Source organism: Marinobacter salinus, assembly GCF_001854125.1.
Taxonomy (GTDB): Bacteria; Pseudomonadota; Gammaproteobacteria; order Pseudomonadales; family Oleiphilaceae; genus Marinobacter; species Marinobacter salinus.
The window spans coordinates 1,048,660-1,066,614 of record NZ_CP017715.1 but is presented as its reverse complement, the minus strand read 5'-3'; the positions used below and the strand labels follow the sequence as shown (position 1 = coordinate 1,066,614).

Genomic DNA, 17,955 nt, shown 5'->3' with positions numbered 1-17,955 from the left:
TGTGCTGTTTCGCCGGTGGGAATAACTATATAGATTGTCATTCCTTCAGGCTATGAGGCATTTAATGGTAACCTTTTCACACATTTAGATCAGGTAGCGATGACATGACTGACATCCAACAGCTTCAGGATGAACTCGACGGCCAAAGCCCCCGGGCCATCCTTAAGGCCGCCCTGAAGCAGTATGACAACATTGCAATTTCCTTTAGCGGTGCCGAAGACGTTGTCTTAATAGAAATGGCTCACAAACTAACGGACAACCTTCAGGTGTTCACCCTCGATACGGGCCGGCTGCATCCGGAAACCTACGAATTTGTCGAGCGGGTCCGGAAGCATTACGGGATAGACATCGAAGTACTCTGCCCCGATGCAGCAGAAGTCCAGAACCTGGTTAACGCAAAGGGACTGTTCAGCTTCTACGAAGACGGCCATTCCGAATGCTGTGGTATCCGCAAGGTCAATCCCCTGAAGCGGAAGCTGGCAAAGGTCGATGCCTGGATTACCGGGCAGCGCAAGGACCAGAGCCCCGGTACCCGAAATGAAGTGCCCCTGATTCAGGAAGATACGGCGTTTTCGACCGACGAGAAGACCCTGGTCAAGTTCAACCCTCTGGCCAACTGGACCTCAAAGGAAGTCTGGGATTACATCCGGATGTCCGAAGCACCATACAACGAGCTGCATGAGAAAGGGTTTGTCAGTATTGGCTGCCAGCCCTGCACCCGGCCGGTTCTCCCCGGCCAGCACGAGCGCGAAGGCCGTTGGTGGTGGGAAGAAGCGACAAAGAAAGAATGTGGGCTCCACGCGGACAACCTGATCGCGAGAAGCTGAACCACGGTAATAAAAGGAAGCCCACCGGGTTAATAGGTGGGCAACTCCACATCCTTGAACAACTCCTCAATTTCCGACCGGCTGCCCTGATGGGAGACAGCTTCATCCACTTTTTCCTTGGTGAGATGTGGCGCGAACCTCTGGATAAAGTCGTACATGTAGCCTCGTAAAAAGGTCCCTTTCCGGAAACCGATACGGGTAACGCTGGGGCGGAATAGCTTTCGAGCATCAAGGGCGACAAGATCCGGATCAGCTTTAGGATCAAACGCCATGCTGGCAATGATGCCAACGCCCAGCCCGAGGCGGACATAGGTTTTGATGACGTCGGCGTCGGCGGCGGTAAAGACCACCTTCGGCGTCAGCCCTTGAGACTGGAACGCCTCATCCAGCTTGGACCTGCCGGTAAAGCCGAAAACATAGGTAACCAGCGGATATTCAGCCAGTTCGGATAGTGTCAGCTCAGGCAGTTTAGCCAGCGGATGATCCTTGGGGACGATGACACTGCGGTTCCAGCGGTAACAAGGCATCATGATAAGGTCACTAAAAAGCTCCATCGCCTCGGTGGCAATGGCAAAATCAACGGCTCCATTGGCCGCCATTTCCGAGATCTGCATCGGCGTGCCCTGATGCATGTGCAGGGACACGTCCGGATACTCCTCTATAAAACCGCTGATGATTGGCGGGAGCGCGTATCGGGCCTGGGTATGCGTTGTCGCAATACTCAGATCGCCCTTGCGCTGATTACTGAACTCCTGGGCAATCTTCTTGATACCTTCCACCCGGCGAAGAATTTCTCCGGCTTCCCGGACAATAATCTCACCACCGGGTGTAATACGGGTGAGGTGCTTACCACTGCGGGCAAAAACTTCCAGACCCAGCTCGTCTTCGAGTAGACGGATCTGCTTTGAGATACCCGGTTGGGAGGTGAAGAGACTTTGAGCGGTTGCGGACACATTCAGATCGTGATGCGCAACTTCCCAGATATAGCGCAACTGTTGTAATTTCATTGAGTCTGTTGCTCCTGGATTCCCGGCCTTCGGCGGACTGCGTGTTCAAGGCATTCAGTGACTTTTACCAGAGAATACGCATAAAAGTATCAGTTTTCATTCTATTTTAGTCTAGGCAATACCTTTCAGACAGTTTAGACCAAAAATGCAGGTATCGGGGCCATGCATACAACGGTTTGGTCATGGCCCCTTGACTTGACTGTGTCATAGCACACAATCCGTAATCGACACTTTCCGCGTTCAGGAAAACAATGCTGCTTAACACCAAGTTTCTTCGGCCAACCTCCGATCCACGTGCAGTAAGTCGCGAGCGGCTGAGTTCGTTACTGGCCCCCCGGAACCCCAAGAGGCTGAACCTGGTAATCGCCCCGGCGGGTTTTGGTAAAACCACTCTCGTTGCGCAGTGGTGTTCCCGCACCTCGTCACCAGCCGCCTGGTTGTCACTGGATGAGCACGACGACGAACCCCGGCGGTTCTGGCAATACCTGATTGGCGCATTCGAGCACGCGGGACTTGCAGGCCTGGCGGAGTGCCGCAAACAACTCACCCAGAATGCCGGGGAGGCGGTAACCGCCGCGATCACGACCCTGGTAAACGTATTGGCAGCGGATGGCAGTCCATGGAATTTGGTCCTGGACGATTTCCACTTCATCCGCGGACATGAAATCCAGCGCCAGTTTTCCTACTTTATTGACTACCTCCCGCCGGGAATCACAGTCACCCTTGCGTCCCGTACCGAGCCACCGCTGCCGCTTGCACGCTGGCGGGTCCGGTGCTGGGTACAGGATATTCACCCCGGGCTGCTCGCCTTTTCCGAAGACGAATGCCGGAGGTTTTTCCATGAAACCATGGGGTTGAATATCCCGGAGGACGAAGTTCGCGCCATTTGCAGCAGGACCGAAGGCTGGGTGGCAGCCATGCAATTATCGGCGTTATCCGGTGGCGGCCAGGCAACCGCAACCCCCGGCACACCAGCGACAAACCTTAAATCGGTTAATCTTGATGTCGACGAGCGTCAGATCAGCGACTACGTTCTTGCCGAAGTACTCGACCAGCAACCAGAAGAGCTTGCCCGGTTTCTTCTGGATACCGCTTGTTGCCCCCGTCTTTGTGCTTCCCTGTGCAACACCATTCGAGGGGCACAGGACAGTCAGCAAAAACTGGAGCAGCTACTTACCCAGAACCTGTTCCTGATCCCCCTGGACACCCAAAACCAATGGTTCCGCTATCACGACCTGTTCCGGGACGCCCTGCTCCAGAGGATAGAGCTGAAGGATCCGGAGAGAGCATTCCAGCTGCGGAAAAAGACCGTTGAATGGTTACTTGATCACGGCCACGTGCAAGAGGGTATTACCCAGATTGCCCACCAGCGGGACTGGCCCTGGCTGGCCAGGGTACTTGCGGAACACGGCAACAACCTGATCCACGGAGGCTATCACCTGCCCGTGCTTGACTGGATTCGTTCGCTGCCGGACGAACTGGTGAAAGACAGCCCCCAACTGCAAATGCTCAGAGTGTGGGGTTTGTTTTTTGCCAACCGGGTGGACATGCTCGAGCCGCTGCTGCTTTCTCTGGAAGATGTCCTTGACCGGCGGGTAGCCGACTCCCATCCGGACGCCGAAGGCGCCTTGGGCCTGCAAAGTGAAATATCACTGATTCATTCCTACCTGGCGAGGACCCGCAGTGACGACAAAAGCGCCAGTGACCTGACAAAGCAGGTTCTGAAGGATATTGATCACACCCAAATCCCCCTCAAATCCGTCACTTACTATGGCCTCGGCCTCGACTACTACGGCAAGGGAGATCTCGCAGATGCGGAGGAAGCATTGCAGTCTGCGGTGCGGTATGGCCAGGTGGAACGCAAACCCAGCACCGTCCTCTCCAGCGGCGGCCTGCTGGCCTGGATTCAATACAATCGTGGCGACATTGATCTGGCACTGGACACCTGCACCGAGGTGCGTCGCTGGGTGGACCAGCACTACGCCGACCCCAGCCAGCCTCGCCTGATTTCGTGCTGGCAGAACAGTTCCCTGACAGAAATCTATCGGGAGCGGAACGAACCACAAGTGGCCGCAACGCACCTGGCCCCCCTTCTTGAGCATGTGAAAGGCGGCACCGAACCCGGTCAGCACGTTATTATCCAGTATGTACGGGGCCACCTTGCTTTCAGTGAGGGACGTTTTCAGGAGGCAATTGAGGTTCTGGAAGATGCCGCCGATGTAGGCCGCAGGCGCAGGGATCACATCGTTTTTGAGCCCCCTGCAAGCTCCGCTTTGCTCGCCCGGTGCTTTTTGGCCATCGGGCAACCGGAACAAGCCCGGGCCTGCCTGGGACCTCCGGATGATGACAAGTTCACCAACCCACTGAACCGGGAGCAAAACCTGATCAGTATTGCCCGGGTAATGGTTTCTCTTGGCCAGCCCGAAAACGCCCAGGAAATACTGGAGAAACTGATTCCCGACGCTGAACGACACTCTCACAACCGGCACCTGGTAGAGATTCTCCTGGTCTATGGCGAGGCTCTGGATTGTCAGGGCCGGCGAGAGGAGGCGCTCGAAATGCTGGATCGAGCCGTCAAAAAAGCTGCAAATGCGGGCTTTATGCGCTTGTTTGCAGAAGAGAGCCCGAGGCTACGAGCGTTGCTGCTGAACTTGCCGGCGCTAAACGCCCCGGGAACCTGGAACGCCACTCTGGTCAGCATGCTCCGGCAGCAGGAAGGCTCAAGCGCCCCGGCGCCAGAGGCTTCGACACCCGTGCCGGTTATCAGTGCCAATGCAGGAGCCTCGCCCCTTCAAGAGCCGCTGAGCCAACGGGAGATGCAGGTGCTCGCGCTGATCAACGAGGGCCATGCCAACAAGGAGATTGCCGCGAAAATGGAGGTGGCGCCGGCGACCGTCAAGGCGCATATTCGCAACCTTTATGGCAAGCTCGGCGTAGGCCGGCGCACTGAAGCCCTGGCCCGGGCAAGGAATCTGGGATTTCTGGAATCCTGACCAGGATGCACCCTTTTTTTTGTGAAGCACATCACATTTCTCGGTCACTTTTTAATGCGACTACGCCCTTTGGACGATCCAATTATGCCCTTACTACCGTATTGTTACTTTCAACGGTGAGGCAAACACCTCACCCTGAATTCTGAAACTTCAGGCCTTCAGACTTCTTGCTTTGCGTTGTTTCGACGCCCGGGTTCGAAAGAGCCCCTTCCATGAGAGCCACCCCGAAAAAGGGCTGGCTCTTTTTTTATGGCTGGAGCGGCACCGTATTCAGCGCTCGATAATGCGCCGGAAAGGCGGCAGCGCATCCAGCAGCAGTTGCCCGTATCGCCGAGCAATAATCCGCCGGTCAAGGATAGTCACCCGGCCCGTATCGTTTTCTGTTCGGAGCAACCGGCCGACCGCCTGAACCAACTTGATTGACGCATCCGGTACCGTGATCTCCATGAACGGATTACCACCCCTTTGAGTCACCCACTCGGCCAGACTGGCTTCGATAGGATCATCCGGAACTGAAAACGGCAGACGGGTAATGACGACGTGGTGCAGGTACTTACCCGGAAGGTCGATACCTTCGGCGAAACTTGCAACGCCAAACAGGACGCTCGGACGCCCTTCATCCACGCGACTGCAATGCTGGCGCAATACCTCTCCTTTCGCCATGTCATCCTGGGTAATGATCAGTTCCGGGTATTCCGGTGCAAGCGCGTCCCGTACCTGCTGCATCTGACGCCGGGAGGTAAACAGGACCAGAGTGGCCTTTTCTCCGGCCCACAACCCGGGCAAGCGTTCAATCAGTTCGTTGGAGAATGCATCATCAGTTGGCATTGCCGACATCGCGGGGACCTCAACCGTGGCCATCTCCGAGTAACGAAAAGAGCTGGGAACAACAAGATAACGGGTTGCCTCCGGCAATCCGGCCCGCGTCCTCAATCGGTCAAATCGGCCCAGCGCCGTCAGGGTGGCACTGGTGAGCACTGCCCCATAAGCCCGGGACCACAGCCGCGAATGCAGCAGGTTGTCGGCCAGCACCGGTGAACTGTAAAGGGTGATGTCCTCAGCATGGTCCCAGCGCTGCTTCAGTGCCCACCGCGCTGGCGGCGGGCTCCTGTAACCTGCAGGCCTCGCCTCAGGCTCGCCACTGCCCTCTGTCTCAGTTTCCGCCTGCTTCTGCACGGCACCTGTTTGCTCACTCCAGGCGGCCCACAGCCGGAGCTGTTCCTCGGACCGGCTGTGAAAGGACCCGATCACCGGAAACCAGGCTTCTGCTGTATCCCGGTCAATCTCGTGTTCTTTACGCTCATCAAAAGCACCCTGCAGCTCGTCAGCGAGGGAACCGAGGTGACGGACAAGATTGGCGGTCGCAATACGAGCCTCTGCCGCCAGTTCCGCCAGCCTTTCGGGCAACTCGCCCTCGGGGTAGCGCCATTGCGCGGACCGGCGCTCTTCATTGAATTCCCAACCGGTATTGTCTTCAGCCTCTTCGTACACGCTGGCAATCGCCAGGTCCACCTCCCGTGATGCAGAACTGATCCGGTCCAGGGTTTTTGCACCTTGGGTCGAGGGCGCGAGATAAGGCTGCATTTTGGCTAAAGCCTGGGACAGCTGTTTTAGCCACTGCCGGGTGGAGTTCAGCGGAACTGACGCGGCAAAATGGTTGAGCGCCTTGGCCGGCAGGTGGTGGGCCTCGTCGAAAATGAACAGTGCATTTTCCGGCTCCGGCAGAATGGCCCCCCCTCCCAGTGCCAGATCGGCCAGTACAAGATCATGGTTTGCCACGACAATATCGGCATCATCAAGATCTTTGCGGGCATCAAAAAACGCGCAACTGTCGAAATAGCTGCAATGACGGTTAGTGCACTGGCGATGATCAGTGGTCACCTGGCGCCAGACATCGTCCGGGATCTGCTCCGGCCAGTGGTCCCGGTCACCGTCCCATTCCCTGGAACCGTAACTCGCCAGCATTTCTTCGAAAAAAGCCCGGGTGCCGGGCTCCTCACCCTGAGGTCCATCCAAAAGAAACAAAGGCATGGTGTCGCTGTCGCCGTTGCCCTCGTCGTGCAAACGGGCTTCCAGGCGGGACATGCACAGATACCGGCCCCGGCCCTTGGCCAGGGTCCAGCTGAAATCCATTTTGCTGTGTTTTTTCAGATCCGGCAGATCCTTCAGAACAATCTGGTCTTGCAGAGCCACGGTAGCGGTGGAAATCACCAGCGTTTTACCCAGTGCCTTTGCCACGGGAATGGCTGCAATAAGGTAAGCCAGGGTCTTGCCCGTACCCGTACCGGCTTCAACGACACAGGTCGCCGGCGGCGACGTTCGTTGCCCATCGTTATCAGTAATATCCCCCATGTAACGGGCAATCTCGGCGATCATCAGACGCTGGCCGTAACGGGCGCGGATATCCTTGCCCGCGAGAACATCCCGATAACCTTGCTGAATCTGCTGCTTGGTTTCGTCCGTAAGTGCCATCAGCGAGGGCTCACCCAGTCCCGGACGGTACCAACCCGGAACTGTTGTCCCTGCTTGCTCAGAATTACGCCGTCCTCCGTAATATTCTCGACAACAAGGCCGGAAAAACTGTCGCCCCTGCGCAGGTAGTTGTTGTTGATCATTACCCGGCGAGAGGACGGGTCGGAAGAGTAGATGTGGCTGTTAAATGTCAAATCGGGAACACTCTTTTGAAAAGAAAGTGGCAGTTCTACGAGGTGCGGTACCCTGCCGGCCGGCGTGGAATCGGACAATACCGGGCTATCGCTAGCCGCCGGACGTGAAGGCACAATAATCGTGGCGCGTTCACGCTCCGGCTGAGCAAATTCGCTCATTCCGCTTTCAACCAAAGCCTGTTCGGGTCCCGGTGCCTGTTTTACCGGCACATCCGTGGTTATGGATTCACCGGCCGGCACCACATTATCCGTGACAACCTTAGCAGTTGCCTGTTCGTCCGTTGCCGGTATGTTTGCGGGCGGCACTTTGGCCGGATTGTCGGATTCAGGCTCAGACTGCGTTTGACTTGAGTCCCGGCCACCGATGTCCGGCCAGAAAATGACAGCCAGTACGGCCGCATTCAGGATCAGTGCACCTGCAACCCAGACAACGGGCGACACAGACTTTTTCCGGGGCCGGTGAATCAGCTGAACCTGCTGCCCCAGATCCGGCACCTTGCCTTGCCGGCGCTCTGTCTCCGATTTTCTGAGTGCATCCAGTATGTAGGACATACAACTACCCCTGCCCAGAGAGCGCTGATGGAACCAGCCTGGGGACGGATACGTCCAGGTCATTGTTCATCTGGATAATGGTCATCGCCCCTGCAATTCCATCAACCTTCAGACCTTTTCGCTCCTGATACCAACGAACCTGTTCGTCAGCAGACATGCGCTTAACCCTTGCACTCTCGGAGTCGGACTTTCCAATTTTGTCGGCCAGCTCCATCATTCTTGCTCCGATCCACAGTTGCTCGCCGTAGCCATTACCGTAGAAATTATCGCCGGTCTGATATTCCGGCAAGCGCCAGAAAACCCGATACTGGCCGAACCAGAAGGGCTCAATACTGGCGAACGAAAGTTCGCGGGTTCCGCCTGACAGAACAATTTCCGCCCGATCGCCTTTCAACCTGCGTAAGACAGCGTAGCCCCGGTTGCCCTCTCCGTCCTGAAGCAACAGAATAGCCGGCCGGTTAAGAAATTCGAGGCTTGTCCGGCTCCCCTGTCGCTCAAGGCAACCCAGACCGACCTCCGGGGCGAAATCACAGGCCACGGGGAATTCCGCCGGAGAATACACCTGTCCCCAGACATTGAACAATGAACGAAAGGCATCGCTCAGATTCAACGTCTGATCGGAAAAACTGAACGTTGCCAAAGCATCACGGGCTTCGGGCTCCGCCACGGCGGGTAGCTCCACTGATGTCAACTGGCCCGGTTGCTCCGGCAAGGTATCAGAGCCTTCGCGCTCGATAATACCGGTCACCGGTGCTGATACGCCTTCATCAACGGATATCGCCGTCGGAAATGGCCACCGCTTCACCAGTGAAGCCGTTCCGATGACCGCGAGAAGAACAGACGCGACCAAAACAAGATACCTTGATTTCCTGATACCTTGCCGGGACTGAGCTGACTTCCGGCCAACCTGATTTCCCCGCACTTCTTTTGCAGCGTGACGGATATGGGCGGCCGTGATCTCGTGTTCGCCTTCCGCGTAAGCGCCCAATAAAGCGCGATCGCTGATCAGATTGATAAGACGAGGAATACCCTGGCTTTCCCGAAACAGTTTCTGAACCGCTCCCGAAGAAAAAATGTCACCGCGTACGCCAGCCACACTCAGCCGGTAGCGCAGGTAGGCAGGCAGCTCTGCTTTGCCAATGGCGTCCAGGTGGTAACGTGCGGTGACTCTCTGATTTAGCTGCCGAAGCTCTGGCAGGGCAAGCATCTGCTGCAGTTCCGGCTGCCCCAGCAACACGATCTGGAGCAGTTTCTTTTCGGCTGTTTCGAGGTTTGTCAGAAGTCGCAGCTGTTCAAGAACATCGGCGGACAGGTTCTGGGCCTCGTCAATCATAAGAACCTTATGGCGCCCGGCTGCGTGGGCTTTCAGGAGGTCCTGATTGATTAAATCCACCAGCTCCTTGATGCTGGCCCCTATGCCATGAGGAATTTCCAGCTCATCGCAAATGCTTGACAGCAGTTCACGAGCCGAGAGTCTCGGGTTCAGGATTAACGCGATATCGACATTGTCGGGCACGTTTTCAATGAAGCAACGGGAAACCGTGGTTTTGCCTGTGCCTACTTCCCCCGTAATCACGATAAAGCCACCCTGCCCCTGCACACCGTACATAAGGTGAGCCAGTGTTTCCTTGTGGCGCTCGCTCAGGTACAGATATCGGGGATCAGGCGCTATAGAGAACGGGGGTTCCCGGAAGCCGAAAAAGTCGTAATACATGGGTGTCCAGTCTGGTACTCAGGCGTTGGGTTAATCGGCTGATAGCCTGCCCGGCTCGGTATCGCGGTATCATACCGCCCGGCTTGCAAGCCTGTCACCCCAGGAAATCCCTGTCGGCATTGCTTATCAGCCTTAGTTCCGCAGTACGCCGGTTCTGCTGCTTGAGGCGCCGCACGCAGCGCTCAAGGGTCTTGGAGATACGGGCATGGGAGCGAATCATGGAGATTTTCGGCCAGGTGGCTCTTTCACCTGCCAAAATCATTTCACGAACATACGCAGGGTCAGGATTCGACAGCATGCGCCGGTAATCCCTGAAGGAATAGGACGGCGCAATGGTGACATCCCCCGAATACCGCTGGGCCATTATGGTGTGGAGCTGGCCGGACATCTGCCGTAACAGTTCCGGCTTCAGCCGCTTTCTCAGGTAATCGAAAACACCCTGACCATGAAACTGGATTTCAGACTTCAGAAGGTGCATGGGCAATCCGGATAACGACAGTTTCTCGTCCTTCCCGCGGTTGCTCAGGAACGGCACCACATGCGGATTGGTCTGGCTGACAATGGTGAAGTTCACATCGTACAAATGCATGAGGCGTTCAATGGGCAGATCGCTCACCACCGAACCATCTACGAACTTCAGCCTTGGCATGTATGGCAGGGTATTGCCATCGATATCTTTTTTCATCAACGTGACCGGCGGGAAAATACCCGGTACCGCAGCACTGGCCAGCACGGCACTCCAAACCGTGAGATAGGGAGAAGTATAACCGCACAAAAGGCGAGCTTTCTGATGCGCCTGGACCGGCGAAACACTGACGTTCAGGGAGCGCCCGGTACGCTGGTAGGCCTCCTCAAACGTGTACTCGCCGATGTTCGCCCTAAGACAGGAGCGAAGCTGCTCCTGATCCATCAGGCCATTGCCACGCACGGCACTCAATAACCCCCGCCACTTCCAGGCTTTCAGGTTATGGTTTTCGGGAACCAGCATTTCCGGAACTTCGGCGTCTGTGTGAACGCCCAGAATGCCGGCAATGATGGCGCCGATACTTGAGCCGGCAATCACCTGGGGCAACAGGCCCTTCTCCCAGAGCGCCTTGATAACACCAAAATGGAACATGCCGAGGGTCGCTCCGCCACTCAGCAGCAAGGAGGGACGGCCATAGCTGGTGAGGGTATCGCGAAAGAACTGCAGTTTGTCGGCAATCGGGAAGCCGGGAACCGGATGATCACAGAGAAAGTCGAGGGCTTCGCATACCTGGGTAATATACTCCTCGATCAGGTGTTTGGTGCCGACCCTGGAACGGGTATACAGGGCGGGATTACCCATGTTTCCGAGATCGTGATGCAACCCTTCCCGTAACGCCCGCTTAAGGCGGTCGAAATCGTTTTGCTGACGGTATTGTTTGAGGTTGCTCAGGCGGTCGAAAAGAACCTCGTAATGGTAGAGGTCGGAAGCGAAATCCTCCTTCCAGTCAGCATTACCTTCCAGAAAATCCAGTTCCAGTGCCGCGGCTTTCCAAACCTCATAATTTGGTGCCTCCGCCAGCATCTTCCGAAACTTGTTAATCCTTGGATCCTTAATCACCGCTGACCTCATCCGTTCCTGGGACCTGCTTAGAAACCCTCAAGCATCAGATCTTCATCATCACCACTGGCAAAGGGGTCTTCCACAACCCTGCCATCATTAATAAGGAACTCCCGGCGCTGAAGAAAAGCGTTCCGGACAAAGGTGTAACGGTCGCCGGAAATAAAGCTCTCGGCCGGAATAAGGTCAGCCCGCTTATCCACAATCTGCAGTGCACGGGCATAGTAGGTCTCGGGGCTCTCAACATTGTCCCACAGAGACGGAAGCACAAACCCATCAGTGGCGAGTCCGCCGAAATGTCGCGGATTCGATGGGCCCAGAAGGGGTAGCATCAGATAAGGCCCGGCGCCCGCTCCCCAATAACCCAGAGTCTGACCAAAATCCTCGGGCCTTTCCGGTAAATCGAAGGCGGTCGCAACGTCAATAAGACCACCAAGACCAAATACTGTGTTGTAGGTGAAACGCCCGGCCGCGACCACCGCAGACTCGCCTTTAAGCTGCAACAGACTGTTGGTAAAATTCCTGACTTCCTGCAGATTGTTAAAAAAATTCGTAATGGCCCTGTCGGCAAAACCGGGCATAAAATCACGATACATTTGTGCCACAGGCTTCAGTGCCCAACGATCAACCGTCTCATTAAACCGGAAGACCTTCCGGTTCCAATTTTCGTACGGATCTTTCGCGTCAACCGCAGGCGACCCCTTCGGAGCAGGCTCCTGCATCGCCTGCGCAGCAACCTGGCCCATAGGCAGGGCGAAAAGAAACGTCATCAGTATCAGGGCACAAGGCCCGCGCCGGAAAAAAATTTGTCTCATCATCAGCTCTTGAGTTGTTAAGATCGTTACGATTCGTCAAAACTACCGGCGCTTTTTCTTTTTTATTCAAACTGTTGTTCCAGAGGAACTTTATGTCAGTACCGGGAAACCACGTGAGCACCCTGACCATGCCTCTGCGTTGGGGCGACATGGATGCTTACGGCCATGCCAACAATACCGTTTATTTCCGCTTCTTCGAGGAAGCCCGGATTGTATGGCTTTCATCACTGGGTCTGGGAGGTTCGGAAGAACCGACCGGGCCGGTTATTATAAAGACCAGCGCAACATTTCTGAAGGAGCTGAGCCACCCGGCTACTGTGGTAGTGAAAACATACGCCGACAAGGCCGGTAATACCAGCCTGGATACCTACCACGTGCTGACGGATTCCGACACCGGCGACGTCTACGCTGAGGGGTATGCAAAGATCGTCTGGTTCGACCGCCAGAGGCGGTCTGCCACCAGGCTGCCAGACACCCTCAGGGAACTGGCAGCCGGATAAAGCTACGATCAGCGGCGGCGCACCACAACGCTGCCGATGGAGTAACCGGCACCGAAGGAGCAGATTACCCCCAGGTCGCCGGCCTTGAGGTCATCCTTGAACTTGTGAAAGGCAATGATTGATCCCGCCGAGCTGGTGTTTGCGTACTCGTCCAGGATAACCGGTGCTTCATCCTCTGTGGCATCACGCCCCAGAACCTTCCGGGCGATCAACTGATTCATGTTGAGATTGGCCTGATGCAACCACATGCGACGAAGATTATCAGGGGCCAGTGACAGGTTCTGCAGCTGATTGAGAATGGTTTCAGCAACCAGCGGCGAGACTTCCTTGAAAACCTTACGGCCCTGCTGCACGAACAGCTTGTCCGGCTGGCCAATGCCAGCCTCATCCGCCCGGTTCAGAAAGCCGAAATTGTTGCGGATGTTGTTGGAGAACTTGGTCTTCAGGCTGGTACCAAGGATCTCGAAACCCTGTCCTTCACGAGTATCTTCTTCTCGCTCCACCAGGATCGCCGTGCAGGCATCGCCGAAGATAAAGTGACTGTCACGGTCCCGGAAGTTCAGGTGCCCGGAGCAGATCTCAGGACTGACAACCAGTACCGATCGTGCAGCACCGTTCTCCACAGAGTTCACCGCGGCCTGGAGCCCGAATGTCGCGGAGCTGCACGCAACGTTCATGTCATAGGCAAACCCGTCAACGCCCAGTGCGTCCTGAACTTCCACGGAGATAGCCGGATAGGCGCGCTGCATGTTGGAGCAGGCCACAATGACCGCATCCACGTCAGCGGGCGTCTTGCCTGCCTGTTCCAGTGCCTCGTTACAGGCCGCCACGGCCATTTCACACTGAACCGAGGGCGCCTCATTCGTGCGCTCGGGAATGTAAGGCGTCATCCTGTTCGGGTCGAGGATGCCTTTCTTGTCAATAACATGTCGGCGCTTGATGCCGGATGCCTTTTCGATAAAGGCCGAGGAAGACGGCTGCAGTGGAGCAATATCGCCGCGAGCGATCTCGTCTGCATGTTCCGCATTGTGAAGCTCAACATACTGGTTAAACGCTTCCACCAGTTCGTCGTTATCAATGGTTTCTGGCGGTGTGCAGAGACCGGTCCCGCTAATGACGGCTTTAATCACGCTAACCCCACGTCATGGTAATGAAAACAAAATGCCTGAATATTGTACTGTCGGAAATACTAACACAGTCTTTCGCATTTGCCCGCCAGCAAACCGTGCAGTGAGCACCGGATCGATGCAACCGGCCTGCCATCATACTAGACCCGGGTGAGTTCCCACTGTTTGTCCAGACGCTTGATCGAAACGGTCATGGCGGTACCCAACTGCTGCGCGAAGAAAGAGACCCGGTACTCCTCCAGCATCCAGCGATATACCGTCAACTCGGGATCGCGTATCCCCTGGCGTTGCTGCTCGTCCCGTTTGCTGGCGTACCGGGACCACAAGCCCTCAATTGTGTGCAGGAATTCCCGCTCCCGCCCCATTTCCCGGGGCATCTTCTCCAGCCGGATCAGCGCCGCCTCAAAATAACGCCCGAACTCGGCTAGCCATTCTGGCGGCGTGGCCACCAGAAATCCGGGATAAACCAGATTCTGCAACTGGAATTTGAGGTCCGCCATGCTGTTCGCAAGCGCCAGATTAATCTTTCCCTTGAGCCGCTTCGCGACCTTCTGGTAGCCAGACATTGCCTGATACAAGCGCTCGTCTGCTTCTTCCAGTGCAGGAATGAAGTCTCCACGATGCCGATCAAACAACCGGTCAAAATCATCAGACGTCCGCGGCACAGACTCACCGAGGAAGTGCGTCATAACGGTTGCCAGAACCAGATCATCCAGCAGTACCTTTGCCTGGCCCACGGGGGCAAACATCAAGGCTGACTGCCTGAACCGGGGCAACTTCCTGTCCAGATCGTCCAGAGTCTTTCCAAAGCGATTCAGAATCAGCCGGGCAACGCCCTTTCGAGTTGTATCCTCTGCCGTCAACCGGTCAAGGCAGCGAATCTGACAAACGGTTTTGCCAAGGTCTTCCAGTGCAGGATACACAGTAACCTTCATTCCGCCCTTTTCGGTTTGTACCTGCTCCGGTAAATCTCCGAATTGCCAGTCGGTATGCTCTCCCGAGAGTTCATTTTCCGGGTTTTCACTGGTTGCGCTCGCCAACGCCTCCTCGGCTTTTCCCTCCAGTTGTCCCTGAAGCTCATCGGTTTCCCGACTTTCCGCCATCACCTTGCCGCCATCTCCCATTACCCGGAGGTTCATGCGCAGATGTCTGGGCAATTCAGACTCAGGCCAGGCCTGCGGATCAATCCGCACGCCAGTCATGCGCCGGAGTTGTTCTCCCAGCTGAAGCGCCAGTGGCTCATTGGAGGGCTGCATATTGGCCAGTGCCGCGTCGACAAAATCCGGTACCGGGACGAAATTCCTGCGCAAGGATTTGGGCAGCCCCTTTACTAACGCTATGCATTTTTCCCGCAGCAATCCCGGCACGAGCCACTCCAGACGCCGTGATGGAATCTGCCTGAGCGCCATCAGCGGAACCTGAAGCGTCACCCCATCCCGTTCGCTGGTCGGTTCGAACTCGTAACTGAGTGGGTAGCGGACGCCCTCCCACTCCAGATAATCCGGATAGAGTTCCGCAGCTTGCGCATCCACCGGCCTTTGAAGGATGTCCTGTTCGGTAAGTTCAAGAGCCTTCAGCTCTTGGGACGACAGGCCTTTCCACCAGGTTTCAAAATGCCGCCCACTTACGATGTCGGTTGGTAAACGCTGGTCGTAAAATTCGACCAACACTTCATCGTCTACCAGCAGATCCCTGCGCCGGGTTTTCTTTTCCAGATTTTCGACGGTATCCAGCATCTCCCGGTTACGAACAATAAACGGCGCTTTCGAGCGGTAGTCGCCCTCCACCAGGGCCCGCCTTATAAACAGGTTCCGGCACTCGGCAGGGTCTACCTTGCTGTAGGGAATGCGACGTTTGGGCACCACATCAAGGCCGTAGAGGGTCACCTTTTCGTAACCCATGACCTGAGCCCGCTTCTGTTCCCAGTGCGGTTCGAAAAAATGATGCTTTACCACATGGCCTGCGAGAGGCTCAATCCACTCCGGCTGGATTGCCGCGACCATACGCGCAAACACCCGGCTGGTTTCGACAATCTCTGTCGCCACAATCCATTTTGGGCCTGTTTTGGCTACCTTGGAGCCAGGGAAAATCATCACTTTGCGGTTGCGCGTAGCCAGATACTCTTTCTTCTCGACCTTGACGGCTATCTGCCCAAGGAGCCCGGCAAGAATGGCCTTATGCACAGCATCATAACTGGCGACATCCTTGTTAAAGGTGAGCTTTTGTTCCCGGCAAATCAGGGTGAGCTGGCGATGAATATCCCGCCATTCCCGCATGCGCATCCAGCTCAGAAAACTCTTCTGGCAGACTTTCTTCATCTGGTTATGGGACAGTTCCTGGCGCTGCTCCTCATAAAAGTTCCAGATATTCAGCAGCGTCACAAAATCCGAGTCTTTATCGTTAAACGGGGCATGCGCCTGGTCCGCCGCCTGCTGTTTGTCCTGCGGCCGTTCCCGGGGGTCCTGGACACTCAGGCCAGCGATAATGATCAGGGTTTCAGCCAAACTGCCATGATCCGCAGAGGTCACCAGCATACGGGCCAGGCGCGGATCCAGAGGCAGCCGCGCCATGGTCTGGCCCAGCCTGGTCACACGCCGTTTGTCGTCGACCGCACTGAGCTCTTCAAGGAGCTTGTAGCCATCGTTCACCTGGCGGCTATCGGGAGATTCCAGGAACGGAAAGTTGCGAATCTCACCCAGGCCAGAGGTCGCCATTTGCAGGATAACGGATGCGAGGTTGGTCCGAAGGACTTCCGGGTCAGTGTACTCCGGCCGATTGATGAAGTCGGTCTCGTCGTAGAGCCGGAAGCAGATACCCGGAGCGACCCGACCACACCGCCCTGCCCGCTGATTCGCACTGGCCTGTGAGACTGGCTCGATGGGCAGACGCTGGATTTTCGAACGTACACTGTAACGGCTGATCCGGGCTACACCGGTATCGATCACATAACGGATACCCGGCACCGTCAGGGAGGTCTCGGCAACGTTGGTGGACAACACAATTCTACGCCCACGGTGGGACTGGAAAATCCGGTTCTGTTCCTGGTTACTCAGCCGTGAATACAGAGGCAAAACTTCTGTGTGCTTGAGATCCACGTGCCGAAGCACCTTGCTAAGGTTCCGGATTTCTCGCTCTCCCGGCAGGAAGACCAACACGTCCCCGGGGGGCTGCTTCTCCGAACGCTCATGCTGTTCGATTTCGTCCAGAGCTCCGATTACACCGTCTGTCCAGCCCTGGTCACGGTCGTCTTCATCGCCGGTTAAAGGGCGATAACGAATGTCTACCGGGTAAGTGCGCCCGCTGACTTCGATGACCGGTGCCTGATCAAAAAATTCGCTGAACCGCTCTACCTCAATGGTGGCTGAGGTAATAATCACTTTGAGGTCCGGGCGCTTGGGCAGCAGCTGTCTCAAGTAACCCAACAGAAAATCGATATTGAGACTGCGCTCATGTGCCTCATCGATGATCAGCGTATCGTAACGGTCGAGAAAGCGGTCATGCTGAATTTCCGCCAGCAAGATCCCGTCTGTCATCACCTTGACCCGGGACTGTTCCGATGTGGTGTCGGTGAAGCGGACCTGATAGCCAATTTGCTGCCCCGTCTGTTCACCCAACTCTTCCGCAATCCGGGCAGCAACACTGCGCGCGGCAATTCGACGTGGCTGAGTATGACCGATCAACCCCCGGATGCCGCGACCACGATTCATGCAGATTTTAGGAATCTGGGTAGTTTTGCCCGATCCGGTTTCACCGGCGATGATGACAACCTGATGGTTCTCAATCGCTTTCCCGATGTCTTCCACCCGCTCTGATACTGGCAGCCCCTCGGGGAAACTGGCAGGCCGGTGCAAGGCATGGCGCTGCTGTACCTTTTCGAGGCCACGCCTGAGCCAGCCCGCCATTTTCTCCAGGTCTTTCTGGCCAGGATTACCTTTTGTGCGAGCGACTGCTTTCACAATGCGGGCGGCTTCCTGCTGATTGCAGGCGCCAAGCTGCTCCATCATGGCCTTGATTGCCGCCCGACCATCTGGCTTGAGATCTGGCTCGTTGGGCGTATCAGTGGTGGTGTTTGTCATTGAATTGCGGGAATGCTCTCATTCAGTATCGGTAATCGGGAATGGCGACAGTCTATCGGGAAAGGGCCTCGCTTAAAAACGGAAAAACCCCGC

At 56.1% G+C, this 17,955-nt stretch carries 11 protein-coding genes; 3 read left to right on the top strand and 8 right to left on the bottom strand.

Translation table 11 applies throughout. The features are described from left to right. The first annotated feature begins 104 nt into the window (after positions 1 to 104). Positions 105 to 827, top strand: coding sequence for a phosphoadenylyl-sulfate reductase (locus tag BKP64_RS04880; RefSeq protein ID WP_070966731.1), 723 nt, complete (start codon positions 105 to 107; stop codon positions 825 to 827). A gap of 29 nt (positions 828 to 856) precedes the next feature. Here BKP64_RS04880 and cysB read toward each other — a convergent pair whose 3' ends face one another. Continuing rightward, positions 857 to 1,834 (bottom strand): HTH-type transcriptional regulator CysB, encoded by a 978-nt coding sequence (gene cysB, locus BKP64_RS04875; protein WP_070966728.1) that lies wholly within the window; start codon positions 1,832 to 1,834, stop codon positions 857 to 859. Between the two features lie 251 nt (positions 1,835 to 2,085). Between cysB and BKP64_RS04870 the strand changes: the two genes are divergently transcribed. Continuing rightward, positions 2,086 to 4,827, top strand: coding sequence for a winged helix-turn-helix domain-containing protein (locus BKP64_RS04870; protein WP_070966726.1), 2,742 nt, complete (start codon positions 2,086 to 2,088; stop codon positions 4,825 to 4,827). A 270-nt stretch (positions 4,828 to 5,097) separates the two neighbouring features. Here the strand turns inward: BKP64_RS04870 and dinG are convergent, their stop codons facing one another. The 5 genes from dinG to BKP64_RS04845 all read right to left on the bottom strand — a co-directional run bounded on the left by dinG (position 5,098) and on the right by BKP64_RS04845 (position 12,159). Next, entirely contained in the window at positions 5,098 to 7,299 is a 2,202-nt protein-coding gene (gene dinG, locus BKP64_RS04865; protein WP_070966723.1) for an ATP-dependent DNA helicase DinG, read from the bottom strand. Beyond that, positions 7,299 to 8,045, bottom strand: coding sequence for a general secretion pathway protein GspB (locus BKP64_RS04860; RefSeq protein ID WP_070966720.1), 747 nt, complete (start codon positions 8,043 to 8,045; stop codon positions 7,299 to 7,301). Before BKP64_RS04860 ends, dinG begins: the two co-directional genes overlap by 1 nt. A gap of 4 nt (positions 8,046 to 8,049) precedes the next feature. Continuing rightward, positions 8,050 to 9,759 (bottom strand): ExeA family protein, encoded by a 1,710-nt coding sequence (locus BKP64_RS04855; RefSeq protein WP_070966716.1) that lies wholly within the window; start codon positions 9,757 to 9,759, stop codon positions 8,050 to 8,052. Between the two features lie 94 nt (positions 9,760 to 9,853). Beyond that, positions 9,854 to 11,344, bottom strand: coding sequence for a DUF3336 domain-containing protein (locus BKP64_RS04850; protein ID WP_070973561.1), 1,491 nt, complete (start codon positions 11,342 to 11,344; stop codon positions 9,854 to 9,856). A 29-nt stretch (positions 11,345 to 11,373) separates the two neighbouring features. After that, positions 11,374 to 12,159 carry an MlaA family lipoprotein gene (locus BKP64_RS04845; RefSeq protein ID WP_070966713.1) on the bottom strand — a complete coding sequence of 262 codons (786 nt, stop codon included), beginning with the start codon at positions 12,157 to 12,159 and terminating at the stop codon, positions 11,374 to 11,376. A gap of 92 nt (positions 12,160 to 12,251) precedes the next feature. Between BKP64_RS04845 and BKP64_RS04840 the strand changes: the two genes are divergently transcribed. Then, positions 12,252 to 12,659, top strand: coding sequence for an acyl-CoA thioesterase (locus BKP64_RS04840; protein ID WP_070966710.1), 408 nt, complete (start codon positions 12,252 to 12,254; stop codon positions 12,657 to 12,659). An 8-nt stretch (positions 12,660 to 12,667) separates the two neighbouring features. Here BKP64_RS04840 and BKP64_RS04835 read toward each other — a convergent pair whose 3' ends face one another. Then, positions 12,668 to 13,789, bottom strand: coding sequence for a beta-ketoacyl-ACP synthase III (locus BKP64_RS04835; protein WP_070966707.1), 1,122 nt, complete (start codon positions 13,787 to 13,789; stop codon positions 12,668 to 12,670). Between the two features lie 137 nt (positions 13,790 to 13,926). Then, complete coding sequence (gene hrpA / locus BKP64_RS04830) at positions 13,927 to 17,862, bottom strand: ATP-dependent RNA helicase HrpA (RefSeq protein WP_198402645.1); 3,936 nt, start codon at positions 17,860 to 17,862, stop codon at positions 13,927 to 13,929. Positions 17,863 to 17,955: the final 93 nt, after the last annotated feature.

What these genes read in the sequence shown, in the direction of transcription:
- BKP64_RS04840 (WP_070966710.1), top strand. Translation starts at nt 12,252, where the DNA reads ATGTCAGTACCGGGAAACCACGTGAGCACCCTGACCATGCCTCTGCGT.
- cysB (WP_070966728.1), bottom strand. Translation starts at nt 1,834, where the DNA reads ATGAAATTACAACAGTTGCGCTATATCTGGGAAGTTGCGCATCACGAT.
- hrpA (WP_198402645.1), bottom strand. Translation starts at nt 17,862, where the DNA reads ATGACAAACACCACCACTGATACGCCCAACGAGCCAGATCTCAAGCCA.
- BKP64_RS04880 (WP_070966731.1), top strand. Translation starts at nt 105, where the DNA reads ATGACTGACATCCAACAGCTTCAGGATGAACTCGACGGCCAAAGCCCC.
- BKP64_RS04845 (WP_070966713.1), bottom strand. Translation starts at nt 12,159, where the DNA reads ATGAGACAAATTTTTTTCCGGCGCGGGCCTTGTGCCCTGATACTGATG.
- dinG (WP_070966723.1), bottom strand. Translation starts at nt 7,299, where the DNA reads ATGGCACTTACGGACGAAACCAAGCAGCAGATTCAGCAAGGTTATCGG.
- BKP64_RS04870 (WP_070966726.1), top strand. Translation starts at nt 2,086, where the DNA reads ATGCTGCTTAACACCAAGTTTCTTCGGCCAACCTCCGATCCACGTGCA.
- BKP64_RS04855 (WP_070966716.1), bottom strand. Translation starts at nt 9,759, where the DNA reads ATGTATTACGACTTTTTCGGCTTCCGGGAACCCCCGTTCTCTATAGCG.
- BKP64_RS04860 (WP_070966720.1), bottom strand. Translation starts at nt 8,045, where the DNA reads ATGTCCTACATACTGGATGCACTCAGAAAATCGGAGACAGAGCGCCGG.